This is a genomic window from Pseudactinotalea suaedae (assembly GCF_009733815.1).
GTDB classification, from domain to species: Bacteria; Actinomycetota; Actinomycetes; order Actinomycetales; family Beutenbergiaceae; genus Pseudactinotalea; species Pseudactinotalea suaedae.
The window spans coordinates 220,787-236,242 of record NZ_WNXY01000010.1; the positions used below are offsets into that span (position 1 = coordinate 220,787).

15 protein-coding genes and 1 tRNA gene are annotated in these 15,456 nt (G+C 72.5%); 4 read left to right on the plus strand and 12 right to left on the minus strand.

The features are described 5' to 3' along the window. The first annotated feature begins 3 nt into the window (after positions 1 to 3). Positions 4 to 924, plus strand: a complete 921-nt coding sequence (locus GPA04_RS17230) for an alpha/beta hydrolase (protein WP_156225437.1) — start codon at positions 4 to 6, stop codon at positions 922 to 924. A 13-nt stretch (positions 925 to 937) separates the two neighbouring features. On the opposite strand, the gene GPA04_RS17235 is transcribed toward GPA04_RS17230, so the two are convergent. The 4 genes from GPA04_RS17235 to GPA04_RS17250 form a co-directional block, all read right to left on the minus strand. Continuing rightward, positions 938 to 1,570 carry an SIMPL domain-containing protein gene (locus tag GPA04_RS17235; protein WP_156225438.1) on the minus strand — a complete coding sequence of 211 codons (633 nt, stop codon included), beginning with the start codon at positions 1,568 to 1,570 and terminating at the stop codon, positions 938 to 940. Between the two features lie 17 nt (positions 1,571 to 1,587). Continuing rightward, positions 1,588 to 2,571: a ribose-phosphate diphosphokinase gene (locus GPA04_RS17240; protein ID WP_156225439.1), complete on the minus strand. Its 984-nt coding sequence runs from the start codon at positions 2,569 to 2,571 to the stop codon at positions 1,588 to 1,590. Then, on the minus strand, positions 2,568 to 4,028 hold the full coding sequence (gene glmU, locus GPA04_RS17245; protein WP_156225440.1) for a bifunctional UDP-N-acetylglucosamine diphosphorylase/glucosamine-1-phosphate N-acetyltransferase GlmU: 1,461 nt from the start codon (positions 4,026 to 4,028) through the stop codon (positions 2,568 to 2,570). Before glmU ends, GPA04_RS17240 begins: the two co-directional genes overlap by 4 nt. Before the next feature lie 78 nt (positions 4,029 to 4,106). Continuing rightward, the gene (locus GPA04_RS17250; protein WP_156225441.1) at positions 4,107 to 4,562 is read right to left on the minus strand and encodes a VOC family protein; all 456 of its coding nucleotides are present in this window, start codon (positions 4,560 to 4,562) and stop codon (positions 4,107 to 4,109) included. A 99-nt stretch (positions 4,563 to 4,661) separates the two neighbouring features. Between GPA04_RS17250 and GPA04_RS17255 the strand changes: the two genes are divergently transcribed. After that, a complete protein-coding gene (locus GPA04_RS17255; protein ID WP_156225442.1) occupies positions 4,662 to 5,651 on the plus strand; it encodes a helix-turn-helix transcriptional regulator in 990 nt (329 codons plus the stop codon). Between the two features lie 30 nt (positions 5,652 to 5,681). Here GPA04_RS17255 and GPA04_RS17260 read toward each other — a convergent pair. Beyond that, positions 5,682 to 5,753, minus strand: a tRNA-Gln gene (locus GPA04_RS17260). A 74-nt stretch (positions 5,754 to 5,827) separates the two neighbouring features. Then, positions 5,828 to 7,879, minus strand: coding sequence for a GxGYxYP domain-containing protein (locus tag GPA04_RS17265; protein ID WP_156225443.1), 2,052 nt, complete (start codon positions 7,877 to 7,879; stop codon positions 5,828 to 5,830). 197 nt (positions 7,880 to 8,076) lie between these two features. Here GPA04_RS17265 and GPA04_RS17270 point away from each other — a divergent pair, with 197 nt between their 5' ends. After that, positions 8,077 to 8,694 carry a TetR/AcrR family transcriptional regulator gene (locus tag GPA04_RS17270; protein WP_156225486.1) on the plus strand — a complete coding sequence of 206 codons (618 nt, stop codon included), beginning with the start codon at positions 8,077 to 8,079 and terminating at the stop codon, positions 8,692 to 8,694. Between the two features lie 10 nt (positions 8,695 to 8,704). On the opposite strand, the gene GPA04_RS17275 is transcribed toward GPA04_RS17270, so the two are convergent. Continuing rightward, entirely contained in the window at positions 8,705 to 9,337 is a 633-nt protein-coding gene (locus GPA04_RS17275) for a hypothetical protein (RefSeq protein WP_156225444.1), read from the minus strand. A 40-nt stretch (positions 9,338 to 9,377) separates the two neighbouring features. Between GPA04_RS17275 and GPA04_RS17280 the strand changes: the two genes are divergently transcribed. After that, on the plus strand, positions 9,378 to 9,869 hold the full coding sequence (locus GPA04_RS17280; RefSeq protein WP_156225445.1) for a MarR family winged helix-turn-helix transcriptional regulator: 492 nt from the start codon (positions 9,378 to 9,380) through the stop codon (positions 9,867 to 9,869). 22 nt (positions 9,870 to 9,891) lie between these two features. Here the strand turns inward: GPA04_RS17280 and GPA04_RS17285 are convergent, their stop codons facing one another. From GPA04_RS17285 to GPA04_RS17305, 5 genes are all read right to left on the minus strand, one after another. Then, complete coding sequence (locus GPA04_RS17285; RefSeq protein ID WP_156225446.1) at positions 9,892 to 10,818, minus strand: 4-(cytidine 5'-diphospho)-2-C-methyl-D-erythritol kinase; 927 nt, start codon at positions 10,816 to 10,818, stop codon at positions 9,892 to 9,894. Continuing rightward, entirely contained in the window at positions 10,815 to 11,717 is a 903-nt protein-coding gene (gene rsmA, locus GPA04_RS17290) for a 16S rRNA (adenine(1518)-N(6)/adenine(1519)-N(6))-dimethyltransferase RsmA (protein WP_156225447.1), read from the minus strand. The genes GPA04_RS17285 and rsmA overlap by 4 nt, the downstream gene beginning before the upstream one ends. A gap of 129 nt (positions 11,718 to 11,846) precedes the next feature. After that, positions 11,847 to 13,145: a resuscitation-promoting factor gene (locus GPA04_RS21455; protein WP_156225448.1), complete on the minus strand. Its 1,299-nt coding sequence runs from the start codon at positions 13,143 to 13,145 to the stop codon at positions 11,847 to 11,849. Between the two features lie 190 nt (positions 13,146 to 13,335). Beyond that, positions 13,336 to 14,367 (minus strand): resuscitation-promoting factor, encoded by a 1,032-nt coding sequence (locus GPA04_RS21385; RefSeq protein ID WP_241680878.1) that lies wholly within the window; start codon positions 14,365 to 14,367, stop codon positions 13,336 to 13,338. A 179-nt stretch (positions 14,368 to 14,546) separates the two neighbouring features. Continuing rightward, a complete protein-coding gene (locus tag GPA04_RS17305; RefSeq protein WP_156225449.1) occupies positions 14,547 to 15,449 on the minus strand; it encodes a TatD family hydrolase in 903 nt (300 codons plus the stop codon). Between the last annotated feature and the right edge of the window lie 7 nt (positions 15,450 to 15,456).

The window sequence follows — 15,456 nt, forward strand, 5'->3', positions numbered from 1 at the left end:
TACATGCCGGACGTGCCCGATCGCGAGCCCACCGTGACCACCAGCTCCTTCCAGGTCGACGTCGACGGCGACGCCGTCACGGCGACCCGCTACCGCACCGGCGCCGCCACCGCTCCCCAGCCGACCGTGCTGCTGTGCACCGGGTTCGGCGGGACCCAGGACACGCCCGCCGTGGTCGCGGCGGCCCAGCGGTTCGCGACCGCGGGCATGACGGCTGTGACGTTCGACTACCGCACCTTCGGAGTCAGCTCAGGTCAGCCGCGTCAGGTCGTCTCGGTGAAGCGTCAGCTGCACGACATCCGGACCGTTCTCCGACGGCTGCGCCTCGACCCGGCCCTGGACGCGGACCGGATCGCCCTGTGGGGCACGTCGCTCGGCGGCGGGCACGTGCTCGCCGTCGCCGCGTCGGAGCCGGTCGCGGCCGTCGTCGCCCAGATGCCGTTCAACGGCTTCCCCCGCCGGGTCGAGGGCCGCTCGTTGGCCGGCTCCTTCGCCGTCCTCGGCGCCGCGTTCCGCGATGCCGCCCGAGGTGCGCTCGGCCGGCCGCCGCTGTACATCCCGGCCGTCGGCGCGGTGGGCGAGCTCGCGGTGATGGTGGGCGACGAGGCCGGCGACGCCGTCGCCGGGCTGGCCAGCGCCACCTGGCGCAACGAGGTCGCGCCGCGCGGCATCCTCGAGATGATGCGGTACCGCCCCGGCCGCCTGGTCTCCCGCATCGAGGCCCCGCTGCTGGTCACGGTGGCCGACCGCGATGCCGAGACCGTGGGCGAGACCACCCGCCACCTCGCCGACGAGGCGCCGGACGGGCGACTCCTCGGCTACGACACCACGCACTTCGGGATCTACCGGCCCGACATGCGCGAGCGGGTGCTGGCCGACCAGGCGCAGTTCCTGCGCGAGCGCCTCGGGATACGGACGGCGTGACCGGCCGCGGACCTCAGTCCGCGAGATCCCAGGTCACGGTCACCGAGGCGGTGACCGACTGCTGACCGGGCTCGATCGGCATCGCCTGTGCCTTGTCCATCGCCGCGAAGGCCATCCTGGGCGTCGGGCTGCCGCCTGCCGCACCGTCGACGATCGTGGTGACCCGGCCCAGCGCACGTCCCGCGCGAGCGGCGTAGGCCGTGGCGATCTCCCGGGCGTCGTCGAAGGCGGCATCACGGGCCTGGGCGAGCGCCGCCGCCGTGTCGGAGACAGCGAAGTCCAACGAGTCCATCGTGGCGTCGGCACCGGCGGCCGCGAGCGCCGCGTGCACCAGGTCCCCGGCGGCGGCCATCTCGTGCAGCCGCACGTGCAGCCCGAGCCGCACGTGCATCACGGTGGCCTGCACCTGACCGTCGTTGCCGGCGCGGTCCTCGCGCCAGATCGTGCTGCCGGTCGATCGGATGCCGCTGCGCTGGACGCCGCCCTCGAGGAGCACCTCCCGCATCCGGGCCAACGAGTCCTCGGCGGAACGCAAAGCCGTCGAGAGCTCCTCGGAGCGCACGTCCACGCCCAGCGCCGCGAGCACGATGTCGGGGGTGACGTCGACCGAGGCCGACCCTGTGACCGTGACGCCGTGACTACCCATCGTGCTCCTCGATCCGGTCAGGAGTTCCCGTCGAACAGGCTGGTGACCGATCCGTCGTCGAACACCTCGCGGATCGCGCGACCGATCAGCGGTGCGATCGAGAGCACCTTGAGGTTCGGGAAGCGCTTCTCGGCGGGGATCGGCAGTGTGTCGGTCACCACGACCTCGCGTGCGCCGCAGGCCTGCAGCCTGCTGGCGGCTGGGTCGGACAGAACGCCGTGGGTCGCCACCACGGTCACCGAGCTCGCGCCCTCGGCCAGCAGCACCTTGACCGCCTCGGCGATCGTGCCACCGGTGTCGATGAGGTCGTCCACCAGGACGCACTCGCGACCCTCGACCTCACCCACGACCCGGTTGGCCTTGGCCTGGTTGGGCCGGGAGATGTCGCGGGTCTTGTGCACGAACGCCAGCGGGCAGCCGCCGAGCTTCGCGGCCCACTGCTCGGCCACGCGGATGCGGCCGGCATCGGGAGAGACCACCGTGACGTTGTTGAGGTCGACGCGGCCGCGGACGTAGTCGACGAGGATCGGCATCGCCCACAGGTGGTCGACGGGGCCGTCGAAGAAGCCCTGCGTCTGGGCGGCGTGCAGGTCGACGCTCATCAGCCGGTTCGCACCGGCGGTCTTGAACATGTCTGCCATCAGGCGGGCCGAGATCGGCTCCCGGCCGCGGTGCTTCTTGTCCTGCCGCGCGTAGCCGTAGAAGGGCAGCACCGCCGTGATCGAGTTGACCGAGGCCCGCTTGAGGGCGTCGACCATCAGCAGCTGCTCCATGATCCACTGGTTGATCGGTGCGGTGTGCGACTGCAGCACGAAGGCCTCGGCACCGCGGACGCTCTCGGCGAACCGCACATAGATCTCACCGTTGGCGAAGTCGTACGCCGTGGTGGGGAGGACCTCGATGCCGAGCTCGGAGGCCACGTCCTGCGCCAGCTGCGGGTGCGCCCTCCCGCTGACGAGGACGAGCCGCTTCTCGCCGAGGTTGGTGATGCCTGTGGTCACTCGTCGACTCCGTGCTGCTCGGTCGGCGGCTCCGCGGCGGCGGCCGCCTGCGCCGCCGGGCTGTCGGGGAACCTGCTGGTGACCCAGCCGTCGATGTTGCGCTGGGTACCGCTGGTCACGGCCAGCGCACCGGGAGGCACGTCGCGACGCAGCACCGCGCCGGCGCCGGTGTAGGCCCCGTCACCGACCTGCACGGGCGCGACCAGCATGGTGTCGCCGCCGATCTTGACGTGGGACCCGATCGTGGTGCGGTGCTTCTGGCTGCCGTCGTAGTTCAGCGTGACGGTGGCGGCACCGATGTTGGTGTGCTCGCCGATCGTGGCGTCGCCGATGTAGGACAGGTGCGGGACCTTGGAGCCGGCACCGATCTCGGCGTTCTTGGTCTCGACGTAGGCGCCGATCTTGCCCCGCTCGCCGAGCACCGTGCCCGGTCGCAGGAACGAGAACGGACCGACCGTGGCGTTCGGGCCGATCACCGCGAGGGTGCCGTGCGTGCGGGTGACCGTGGCGCCCTCCCCCACCTCGACGTCGGTCAGGGTGGTGTCGGGACCGATGACCGCCCCACCCGCGACGACGGTCGCGCCGTGGAGCTGGGTCCCGGGAAGGAGGGTGACGTCCGGAGCCAGCTCGACGTCGACGTCGACCCAGGTGGTGGCGGGGTCGATCACCGTGACGCCGTCGAGCATCCACTGGTGGACGGTGCGCCGGTTCAGCTCGGCACCGAGCAGGGCGAGCTGGGATCGGTCGTTGACGCCCTCCACGAGGATCGAGTCCTCGGCGATGATCGCCGCCACCCGCTTGCCGGACTCCCGCGCGAGCGCGAGCACGTCGGTCAGGTAGACCTCGCCCTGGGCGTTGTCGCGGCCCACCGAGCCGAGGCCCTCGCGCAGCGCCGCGGCGTCGAAGACGTAGATCGAGGCGTTGATCTCGCGGATCGCGCGCTGCTCCGCGGTGGCGTCCTTCTCCTCGACGATCGCGGCGACGCCGCCGTCGGCGTCGCGGACGATCCGCCCGTACCCGCTCGGCTCGTCCACCTCGGTCGAGAGCGCGGTGACCGCGTTCCCGTCGGCCTCGTGCGCCTCGAGCAACGCCACGAGCGTCCCGGTGTCGAGCAGCGGCACGTCGCCGGCCAGCACCACCACCGCTCCCTCCACGGGGCGGTCGGTGGCCGCGTCGAGCGCGTCGAGCGCGCACTGCACGGCCCGGCCGGTGCCGGGGACGTCGTCCTGGTCGGCGATCACCACGCCGGGGTCGACCTCGGCGATGTGGGCCACGACCGCGTCACGCTCGTGGCGGACGACGGTCACCAGGTGGTCGGGGGCCAGGCCACGGGCGGTCGCCAGCACGTGCCCGACGAGCGTCCGACCGCCGATGCGGTGCAGCACCTTCGGCGTGGTGGATCTCATCCGGGTACCGGCGCCCGCGGCGAGCACGATGACGGCTGCGGGGCTTGTCACCGGGCCACTGTAGCCCGGCGACCACACCCGCGAGGACGGCGAGCGGCCTGGCGCTCGCTCGCCGTCCGCGCCGCCGGGCTACCCGGCTGCGACGTCGAGGACCCAGGTGACGCCGAAGCCGTCGGTGAGCATCCCGAAGCCCGGGCTCCATGCCGAAGCGGCGAGCGGCTCGATGACCGTGCCCCCGGCGCTGAGCTTGTCCCAGTAACCCAGGACCTCCTCGAGCGACTCGCCACGCACGGCGACGAAGAACGGCTGGTCGGTCCGCGTGCTCCCGTTCTCGCGGCGCGTCGTCCCTGCGTGCTCGGCGGAACCGCCGAGCACGCCCGGGATGTCGTAGGCCATCACGCGGAACCCGTCAGCGCTCTCGACCTGGCCGAAGACGACGCGGTCGGCACCGGGGGCGTGCTCCGGCATGCCGAGGTCGCCGTAGGTGGTGACCGCGAGGCGGCCACCGAACACCGACTGGTAGAAGCCGAGCGCGGCGCGGGCGTCGCCCCGGAAGTTGAGATGGGTGGTGGTCGTGATGCTCATGTCTGCTCCTGCTCGATGATCGCCGGGCGTCCCCCGGCACATCCCACTCTCGCCGTCGTATAGGTCAGGAATGGTCCTCGACCGCCGTAGCCTCGATCCATGACGGCGACCACCTCGCGGCTGCTCACGCTGCTGTCCCTGCTCCAGACGCGGCGGGACTGGCCCGGCTCGCTGCTCGCGGAGCGTCTGGACATCAGCCGGCGCACGGTGCGCCGTGACGTCGATCGGCTCCGCGAGATGGGCTACAGCATCCGGGCGACGATGGGACCGGAGGGCGGGTACCGCCTCGACGCCGGCACCGATCTCCCCCCGCTGCTCTTCGACGACGACCAGGTCATCGCGCTGGCGATCGCCCTGCAGGGAGCCACGACGTCCGGCGCCGGGATCGAGGAGGCGTCGATCCGCGCGCTCACCACCGTGCGGCAGGTTCTCCCCTCGCGGCTCCGCCACCGCCTCGATGCCCTCTCGGTCACCGCGATCGCTGGCCGCCCGGGGAGCGGGGCACCGACGTCGGTCTCGCCCGAGGTGCTGCTCTCCCTCTCCGCGGCCGTCCGCGCCCGCGAGGTGCTGCGCTTCGACCACGCCTCTCGGTCCGGCTCGGGTGCCGACGACGCCAGACCCGCGAGGCGTGTCGAACCGCACCACCTGATCACCTCGCAGGGCCGCTGGTACCTGCTCGCGTGGGATCTGGAGCGCGAGGACTGGCGCCTGTTCGGTGCGGACCGGATCGCGCCCCGCACGCCGACGGGACCTCGCTTCACACCGCGGGAGGTGCCCGGCGGCGACGTCCATGCGTTCGTCTCGGCCCGGTTCAAGGGTTCCGACGTCGATGCCTGGCCGTGTCGCGGCACCGTGATCCTGGGGCTTCCTGCCCGCGAGGTGCTGCCGTTCGCGGGCGACGGCACGGTTCTCGAGCTCGGACCGCAGCGATGCAGTCTCGAGGCCGGCTCCTGGTCCTGGGGCGCCCTCGCAGCCTCGTTCGGTCGGTTCGAGACCACGATGGAGGTCGTCGGACCACCCGAGCTCGCCGCCGCCTTCGGGGTGCTCGCGCACCGGTACGCGGCCGCGAGCACCGCACCGCCTGCCTGATCGCGACCGCCCCGCACCGGCGGCCCGGCGCTCCGCCTCCAGGATTCGAACCTGGACTGCACGGCACCAAAGGCCGGCGTGCTGCCGTTACACCAAGGCGGATCGCAGGTCTGTAGTCTGCCAGGAACCGCCAGGACCAACGTGTCGAGGATGAGCGGCGGCGACCCTGCCGACGATCAGCCCCGCTCGGCTGCCGGCGGCTGCGGGTCGTCCACACGGCGGAGCAGGTCGAAGAACGTGTTGCCCAGCACCACGGTGTACCGGCCGTCCTCGACCAGCAACCGGTGCAGCTCGGCGATCTCCGCCGGCCCCTGGTTCCACGCCAGGATGCCCGCCGAGACGAACCAGGGCCGGGTGCCGTCCCAGTCGGCGATGTAGTCGTCGAGGGCGGCCTTGTACTCGGCGCCGTCACCGGGCGCGTTGAGGTGTCCGACCACCGGCAGCGGCCCACCGGCGATGACCCCTCCGCCCTCCCACGACTGGAAGATGCCACGCAGCTCGGTGTTGCGGCGGTAGGACTCCAGCACCGTGCCGCCGATCGGGATCCAGCCCTCGTCGTCGCGGTTGTTGTACGCATAGACCAGATCGAGCCCGGTCTCCTTCAGGTACCGACCGGTCAGCGCCGTGTACGCGTCGAGGTCGGCCTCCGGCCACGACCCGCCGTAGGTGTAGCCGGCTCCCGAGGGTCCGCAGATCAGCAGGTCGTTCTCGGTCGCGGTCTGCTGGTAGTAGCGGTAGATCGACGGCGCCGCGTCCGCGAGCACCGGGCTGATCGTCCAGTTCGTGGGGGCCTCACCCCGCGCGGGGTCGTCCCACAGCGTGCGCATGTACCGCTGGCAGTACTGGAGGTTGTCCCCCTCGCCCACGGTCATCGTGACGTACACGGTGTTCTCGAGACTGCGCCGCGACACCCGCGGGGGCCGCGAGTCGATCCGAGCAGGGACGCCGCCGAGCACGCTGCCGTTGGCGAAGTAGTCCGCCGGCAGCACCTCCACGCTCTGGGTGGCCGCGAGGTCGACCCCGCCCCACTCGCCGGCGACGTCGTTGGAGAACCAGCCGAGGTAGGGCGTCGTCGCGCGGGTGTCCGCCATGATCTCGGTCAGCAGCTCTCCCTCCTCCCCGTTGGGGTCGAGCCACACGACCATCGCCTGGGTCGCGACGACGTAGTCGCGGAAGATCGTGAACGGCTCGACCCGGATGGGCGCGGTGGTCGTGGCGCTGACGACGTACTGGTTCCACATCTCGACGACCAGCTGCAGGCTCTGGGTCCCCTCCGGCGGCACCACGCGGTACACGAAGAAGTTGCCGCCGTCGGCGAACCGGTTGTTCTGGCCACCGACCGAGGAGCCGCCGCCCTCGAGCAGGTGCTCGGCCTCCTCTGGGCTGCCGGGCGTGAACGAGCTGACATCGACGCCGTCGGCGACGACTCGCACCGAGGCGACCGACGCGCCCCAGCCGTCGTTGTCGAACGCGTCGCCGAAGCGCACGTAGACCGCCTCGTCGCCCAGGTCCGGCGACAGGTCGAGGGTGTAGACGCCACGGTTCGACTCGTCGCGGACCTGCTCGCTCTCGCGGGCGACCTCGCGCCAGGTCACGTCCTCGACCTCGACGACGCGCGTCGGCGGCAGACCGGTGATGAGCCGCTGCTCGCAGTCCGGCCACAGCTGCTCCAGCTGCCACCGGTAGACGTCGACCTTCGACCATCCGGTGAACTGGCCCCGCAGGTCCTCCACGACGTCGAGCCCGTGGGCCTGCGCCAGGTCCGGCGAGGCGACGACGGCGCCGCGCAGCCCGGCCAGCGTGGTCGCGACGTTGATCGACTCGCGGACGTCGGGGTCGTAGACGATGGCGCCGGCGGCACGGTCGAGGTAGTCGTCCAGGAGCGAGAGCGGGTCGGACACCGTGCGCTGCGGGACGTCCAGCGCCTCCGGCCACGCGCGGTCTGCCTGGTCGTAGTAGAGGTAGAGCTCGGGTCGGCGCCGGTTCACGACGCCCTGCAGCGTGCCGAGCAGCAGCTGCTCGTCACCGGTGAGCGGCTCGATGTCGGCGATCTGCAGCAGCTTGGGTCGGGCGAAACGCGGCAGCAGGCGCCCGCGACGCCAGCTCAGGCCGCCTCGACCGCCGTGGCCGCCTGCGGTTGCCGGGGGCGCGGTCGGATCGAGCCAGACGGTCGCAGCCGACCCGGTCGCCAGCCCGGCTGCGGAGAGAAACGTACGTCGAGAAACCATCTCAGAGCTCACCTCGTGGTGTCGCGGTCATCGTTGACGCTTCTACGTTGCCCCATCGTCGTGGCGTCAGCTCACGATTTCTCATATGTTGAACATATTCTTTGATGTCAGTGCCGGCTGGGGCGGGTCTGGTCCCCTGAGCCGACCGGCGTCTGAGGCATGATGGCCGCGTGACCGAGACCACGCGCCGTCCACGCATGACGGGCAAGCAGCGGCGCGAGCAGCTGCTCACGGTCGGCCGCGCGCTGTTCGCCGAGAAGGGGTTCGACGCCACCAGCGTCGAGGAGATCGCCGTGCGGGCGCAGGTGTCCAAGCCGGTCGTGTACGAGCACTTCGGCGGCAAGGAAGGTCTGTACGCGGTCATCGTCGACCGCGAGGTCGAGCTGCTGATGGATGCGCTGACCTCGGCGCTCTCGCGCCGCGGCCACCCGAAGGTCACGGTCGAGGCCGCCGCGTTCGCGCTGCTGGACTACATCGAGGAGCACACGGACGGGTTCCGCATCCTCGTCCGTGACTCACCCGTGGCACAGGCGACCGGGACCTTCTCCTCGCTGATCGGCGACGTGGCCAGCCAGGTCGAGCACATCCTCACGGCGCAGTTCATGCGCCAGGGTCTGGCGGTGGAGCACGCCCCGATGTACGCGCAGATGCTCGTCGGGATGATCGCGCTGACCGGCCAGTGGTGGCTGGAGACCCGCACGCCCGGCAAGGCGGAGGTCGCCGCGCATCTGGTCAACCTCGCCTGGAACGGGCTGCGCGACATCGAGCCCGAGCCGGAGCTGTCCCGGACCTGGCAGACCCGCCAGGCCGACTAGCCTCAACGCCTCATCGGGGGCGTCCCGCCACCCAGCTGCGCGCCAGCTCGGCCACCCGCACGGGGCAGCCCGCCAGCGCCGGCTCCAGGCCCTCGGCCCGCACCGACATCGATCCGGCGGTCCAGTCGCTGGCCACCACGTGCTGACCGTCCCACCAGAACGAGGTGTACGGCCCGCCGTCGAGCAGGAGGTCGTAGCGGCGCGCCGCCGGCAGATCCAGCCCCGGGATCGCGATCGCCTCGATGCCGCGGTCGACGAGCTCGGCGTCGTGGACCTCCGGGTCCCCGTGCTCGTCGAGCTGCCGGAAGGCCACGCGCTCGCCACCGCGACGAGCGAGGTCGACGAGGATCCGCCAGCCGAGGTAGGAGGGCACGGCGCCGGCCTCCAGCAGCACACCGCCCACGCTCACGCCCGCCGCGTCCTGCACGCCCAACGTCACCACGCCGGTCGTGGCCTCGCTGAAACGGAAGCTGGTCCAGCCCGCCGGCGCCTCTCCCAGCCCGGTGACCTGCTCCGCCCGATAGATCGCTCCGCCGTCGAGCACGAAGGAGACGAACGTGGCGAGCTGACCCTCCCGTTCGTCGCGCAGCAGCACTCCGGTCTGCTGGTCGCCGTCATAGAACGCGTCGCTGTGCAGCACCATGTCTCCACCATGCACGCCCTCTCACGTACCCTCAACCTCCATGGAGGACGAGGTCGACAGGATCGTCGACGCCTGGCGGCGGGAACGCCCCGATCTCGACCCCGCACCGCTGCACGTGTTCTCCCGGATCTCGCGGCTCGCGCGGCACCTGGAGCTGGCCCGGCGGGCGGCGTTCGCCTCGCGCGGCCTCGAGCCGTGGTCCTTCGACGTGCTCTCGGCCCTGCGCCGCGCCGGTGCGCCCTACGAGCTGACGCCTGGGGTGCTGATGTCGCAGACGCTGGTCTCCTCGGGAACGATGACGAACCGGGTCGACCGGCTCGTGGCGGCCGGCCTGGTCGAACGGCACGGGCACCCGGGTGACCGCCGGGTCGTGGTGGTGCGGCTCACCGAACCGGGCATGACCGCCGTCGACGACGTGATGTCAGATCTCCTGGACCGTGAGAGCGCGCTGCTGGCCACGGTCGAGCCGACGGAGCGCGCGGCGCTCACGGACACCCTCCGCGCCTTGATGCGCCCCTTCGACCAGCACTGAGACCGGGCGCCGCGCGGCGACCTCAGTCGGGGTCCGAGACCACGCTCTCGACCAGGCGGGCGCCGAGGGCGGGCCCGCTGACGACGAGGACGTCGCTCGCCACCCCCGCGGCTGCCACGTAGGCTGCGATCTCGGCGGCGTCCTCGGGTCGGGCAGCCAGTGCCGCGACGGTCGGGCCGCTGCCGGAGACGATGGCCGCCAGCGCCGCGGTCTCCTCGAAGGCGTCGACGACGTCCTGCAGCGTCGGCAGCAGCGCGATCGCGGCCGGCTGCAGGTCGTTGACGAGGTGTCGTGCCACCCCGTGGGGGTCACCGGCCACGAGCGCGTGCATGAGCTCGGCATCGATCTCGGGCACCGGCACCGGGTCCGGGTTCTGGGCGTCCCAGGCCCGGAAGACCTCCGGCGTCGAGAGCCCCTGGTCCGACAGCGCGAGCACCCAGGTGAACCGGCCCCGCGCGAGCGCGGGCGTGAGCACGTCGCCACGGCCCACCCCGACCGCCGTCTGGCCGGTCAGCGCGAACGGGACGTCCGCGCCCAGCTCGGCAGCAAGCTCGCCGAGCTCCTCGCGGGCGAGCCCGGTGTGCCAGAGCAGGTCGCACGCGAGCAGGGCGGCGGCGGCGTCGGCGGATCCACCCGCCATGCCACCGGCGGTGGGGACGCCCTTCGTGATCCGCAGGTGGGCGCCGGCGTCGGTGCCCGTGGCGTCAGCGAGCAGCCGTGCCGCGCGCCAGGCCAGGTTCGAGGAGTCGGTGGGGACGCGGTCGGCGCCGCGGCCGGTGACCGTCAGCGAGATCGTCTCCGCCTCCTCCGCGACGACGTCCTCGTACAGCGTGACCGCCTGGAACACGGTGGCCAGCGGGTGGTACCCGTCGGCGCGCGCCGACCCCACCCGTAGCGCGACGTTGATCTTGCCCGGCGCGCGCACGTGCACGCTGCGGGAGGGCGTCATGCGCGCAGGTCCTGCTGCTCGGCGATCGCGGCGAACTGGGTGATGTCGAGCCGCTCCCCGCGCAGCCCGGGGTCGATGCCGGCGGCCCGCAGCGCGGCCTCCGCCCGCACGGGCGATCCTGCCCACCCGGTCAGGGCCGCCCGCAGCGTCTTGCGACGCTGGGCGAAGGCGGCGTCGACGACGGCGAAGGTCGCCTCGCGCGTCGCGGTCGTGGTCGGTGGCTCGCGCCGTACCAGCCGCACGAGCGCAGAGTCGACGTTCGGCACTGGCCAGAACACCGAGCGGCCGACGCTTCCGGCCCGGGTGGCGTGCGCGTACCAGGCGGCCTTGGCCGAGGGCACGCCGTAGGTCCGCGAACCGGGCGGTGCGGCCAGCCGGTCGGCGACCTCGGCCTGCACCATCACCAGGGCGCTGGCGAGCGAGGGCAGCGTGGCGAGCGCGTGCAGCAGCACGGGCACCGCCACGTTGTACGGGAGGTTCGCCACGAGGGTCGTCGGCTCACCGAGCGCCGGGTGATCGGCACCGATCGTCATCGCGTCGGCGTGCACCACCTGCAGGCGTGCCGCGGCATCGGGGGCCGCCGCAGCGACCGTGCCCGGCAGCGCGGCTGCGAGGCGGCCGTCGATCTCGACCGCCACCACGTCGGCGCCCGTGGCGAGCAGGCCCAGCGTCAGCGAGCCGAGCCCGGGGCCGACCTCGAGGACCCGGTCCTGCGCGGTGACCTCCGCCGCGCGCACGATCCGGCGGATCGTGCCGCCGTCGACCACGAAGTTCTGCCCGAGCGACTTGGTGGGACGCACGTCCAGGCGCTCCGCCAGCGCACGCACGTCCGACGGGGTCAGCAGCCCTGCCTCGGGGGTGGCCTGCTCGCTCGGTGTCACGCCGTGAGCCTGCCACATCCCGCAGATCGCGGCAGGTGGCGCCGGCGTGGTCGCCCGGCGTGGTTCTCGTAGCCGGGCGCGGTTCTCGTACGGTGCACGCTACGAGAACCGCGCTGCGCTACGAGAGCCGCGCGGGCGGCGGCTGGGTCAGCGCAGGCCGAGCTTGGAGGAGCAGTGGGGCCACTGGCCCCAACCCGAACGAGCCTGCAGGATCTGCGCCCGCTCGGTCTGCTCGGCGGCGCTGGCCTCCGAGGGCAGGCCGCTGCCGCCCACCGACTGCCAGGTGCCCAGCGAGAACTGGTACATGCCGTAGTAGCCGTTGCCGGTGTTGGTGCTGGGGTTGCCGCCGGACTCGCACTGGGCGAGCGCGGCCCAGACGTCACCGCTCACGGTGCCGCCACCGCCGCCACCGCCGCCGCCACCACCGCCGCCGCCGCCACTGCCGCCGCCGCTGCTGGCGGCCGGGGCGGGCTCAGGCTCGGGCGCCGGGCGCTCGGCGGTGCCGTACTCGATGACGCGGTCCTGCGGCTCGGTGGTCACCGCGGTTCCGACCAGCCGGCTGGAGGCGATCTCGCCGTTGACCAGGTACTCGACGTAGGTGAAGGTGCGCACACCCTCGGCGCCCTCGGAGACCACGCGGGACTGGTCCTCGTACAGCTCGTCGGTGGTGGTCTTGACGGTCTCGAAGTCGATGGACTCGGTGCGGCTGCCCTCCTGCGTGGCGATCCGCGTGATCGTCACGACCGGCGTGCCGTCGTCGGCGGTGGCGACGCTGACCTGGTCGTCGGCGCCGATCTCGATCTCGGCCCGCAGCAGCGCGGTCGCGAGGTCGGCCACGCCCTCGATCTCGACCGTGCGGCTCTCCCCGTCGACGTCGAACGTGACCGGGCCGTCGGCCACGAGCGGCAGGTCGAGCGCGAGCCGGCCCTCGCTGCGCGAGGCGGTCATGGTGGCGCTGCGGCCGCTCGCCGTGATGTCGGCGAGCGCCTGCGCGGTCGTCTCGCCCACGGTCCACAGGGTGACGGGCTCGCCGTCGAGCGTGACCTGGATCTGGTCGGCGTAGCGCACGACCACCTCGGCCCCGTCGGTCAGCGGCTCGTCGAGACCGGGAGCCACGAGGTCGTGCTCACCGATCGTGATGCCCTGGTCCTCGAGGATCCCGCCCACCGAGCCCGCGAAGGTCGAGACGCTCACGCTCTCGCCGTCGACGTCCACCTCCACCGTCTTGTGCGCGGTCGCGACGGCGGTGCCGCCACCTCCGACGGCCAGCAGGGCGGCGACGCCGACGGCCATCAGCTTGCGCCGCTTCCGGCGCGGCGCGGCTGCCGGTGCCTGCTCGGGCTCGCTCGCCGTCTCGGCGGTCGAGGTCTCCTCCGCGGAGGGCTCGACGGCGTCGGGCTGCTCGGGCTGCTCGGGCATGGTCGGGTCGTGGTCAGGTGTGCTCACGTCAGTGTCCTGGGGAGATCACGCGAGACGCCGGTACGGTCTCGCTGAGGGGCGCCGCTGCGGATCGGTCGGACCCGGGGCACGCTGGTGGCGCGAAGCCGTTGGCCACCGTAACCAGATCGTGACATCTCTGCCAAGCGCGTGTGAGTGGCATCACGCGAGTCGTGGAGGACCTGTGCGAGGCCCTCGCTCAGTACCAGCCGACCGACTGACTGTGACCCCAGGCTCCGCACGGGCTGCCGTAGCGGCCCTCGATGTACCTCAACCCCCACGTGATCTGCGTGGCCGGGTTGGTGCGCCAGTCCGAGCCGGCGGTCGCCATCTTCGAGCCCGGCAGCGACTGCGGGATCCCGTACGCACCCGAGGACGGGTTCTGCGCGTGCGGGTTCCAGTTGCTCTCCCGCTGCCAGAGCCGGTCCAGACAGCTCCACTGGTCCGAGCCCCAGCCGTAGGCCGCCAGCAGCTCCTGCGCGATCGACCGCGGGTCGGCGCCGGAGTAGGTGGGCATCGGCGCGTTGCTGCTCGAGCCGGAGGAGCCGGACGAGTTCGAGCCGGTGCCGACGAGGACGACCTTGTCGACAGGCTGGGCCGCCACCACGGAGGTGAGCTCGGTGCGCTGGGTGACCTCGCCGTCGGCGTAGGTCGCCTGGAAGGTGGTGACCACGGAGCCCTCGACGCCCTCGGTCTTGACCTGGGTCGTGCCGGAGGGCAGCCGGGAGGTGCGCTGCTCGACCGTCTCGAACGGGAGGGTGGTGACCTCGGCCTCGATGTGGGTGCCGACGCGCTCGATGGTGATCTCGGCGCCCTCGGCGGGAGCCTCACCCATCGGCGCGGAGACGACATCGTCGAGGTCGACGACGATGCCGGCGTCGATCAGGGCGTCGGCGAGGGCCTGGTTGCTCGACCCGGTGAGCTCGACCGTGGCGCCGTCGACCGTGACCGCGAAGTCGACCGGCTCGCCCGCCTCCAGCAGCAGCGGCTCACGCGTGCCGTCGCTGCGGGAGACCTGTGCCCACACGTCGTCGCGACCCGCGACATCCGCGATGTCCGCGGAGGTGTCGGCGCCGGTGGTGCTGGGGCTGCTGCTCGCGTCCGCGAACGAGAGCGAGCCCGCCAGCACCACGGCCAGCGCGCCCGCACCGAGCACGTACCGCAGCGGTCGCGGGATCGAGGCACCCGCGGGGGTGTCCGCGCGGTGGCTTCGCCGGGTTCCGGAGCGCACGCTCGGCACGCTCCCGTTGTCGGAGGGCACTGGAGGGGGTGTCCTTCGGTCTGGGGATGGGGCTCACCGGCCAACGTGGCCGATAGGGCACCGTAACCGATTTGTGATCATCCGGGAACCCGATCGACGTCCGCCTTCACATCACCTGCACAGTCGAGATCGGGCCTTCGACGGCGGCTTCAGACCCCGTAGAGCGACCGCGAGGTCTCGCGCAGCTGTCGGCACAGGGCGCCGAGGTCGTCGCCGCGGACCTCGGCGAGCCGCCGCACGGTGATCGGCAGCAGGTACGGGGCGTTGGGCGCGCCACGGTGCGGCGCGGGCGTGAGGTAGGGGGCGTCCGTCTCGACCAGCAGCTGGGAGGCGGGCACCACGGCTGCCGCGGCCCGGACCTCGTCAGCTGATCCGAACGTCACCGGGCCGGCGAACGAGAGGTAGTAGCCGCGGCGCGCGCACTCGGCCGCCATCTCCGCGTCGCCGGAGAAGCAGTGGAACACCGTGACGTCGGGGGCGCCGTCGCGCGTCAGCACGTCGAGGACGTCCGCGTGGGCGTCGCGGTCGTGGATCTGCATCGGCAGCCCGAGCTCCTTGGCCAGCGCGATGTGGACGCGGAAGGACTCGCGCTGGACCGCCCTGCCCTGCTCGCCGGCGCGGAAGAAGTCGAGCCCGGTCTCCCCCACCGTCCGAACCCGTTCATCGCGCGCCAGCTCGGCGATGCGTGCGATCGCGTCATCCAGCGAGCGCGCGTGGCGCGGCAGCGGTGCCGGCTCCAGCCCGTCGGGTGCGATCTCGCGCACGCCGGCGTGCAGCACCGCCTCGTTCGGGTGGATCGCGACGCCGGCCACCAGTTGCGGGTGCTCGTGCGCCCAGCGCACGCTCACCTCGGCGGAGTCCAGGTCGCAGCCGATCTGGACCACCGCCTCGACCCCGAGCGCCGCAGCCCGCTGCAGCTGCGCGGCGACTCCCGGGTCGGCGACGCCGGGCTCGAGCACCTCGGAGATCGACTCGAGGTGCGTGTGGTTGTCGACCACAGGCCCCGGCAGCGCCTCCGGCTCCGCGGGCCACTCCCCTCGCCTACGCCCCATGTCCCCT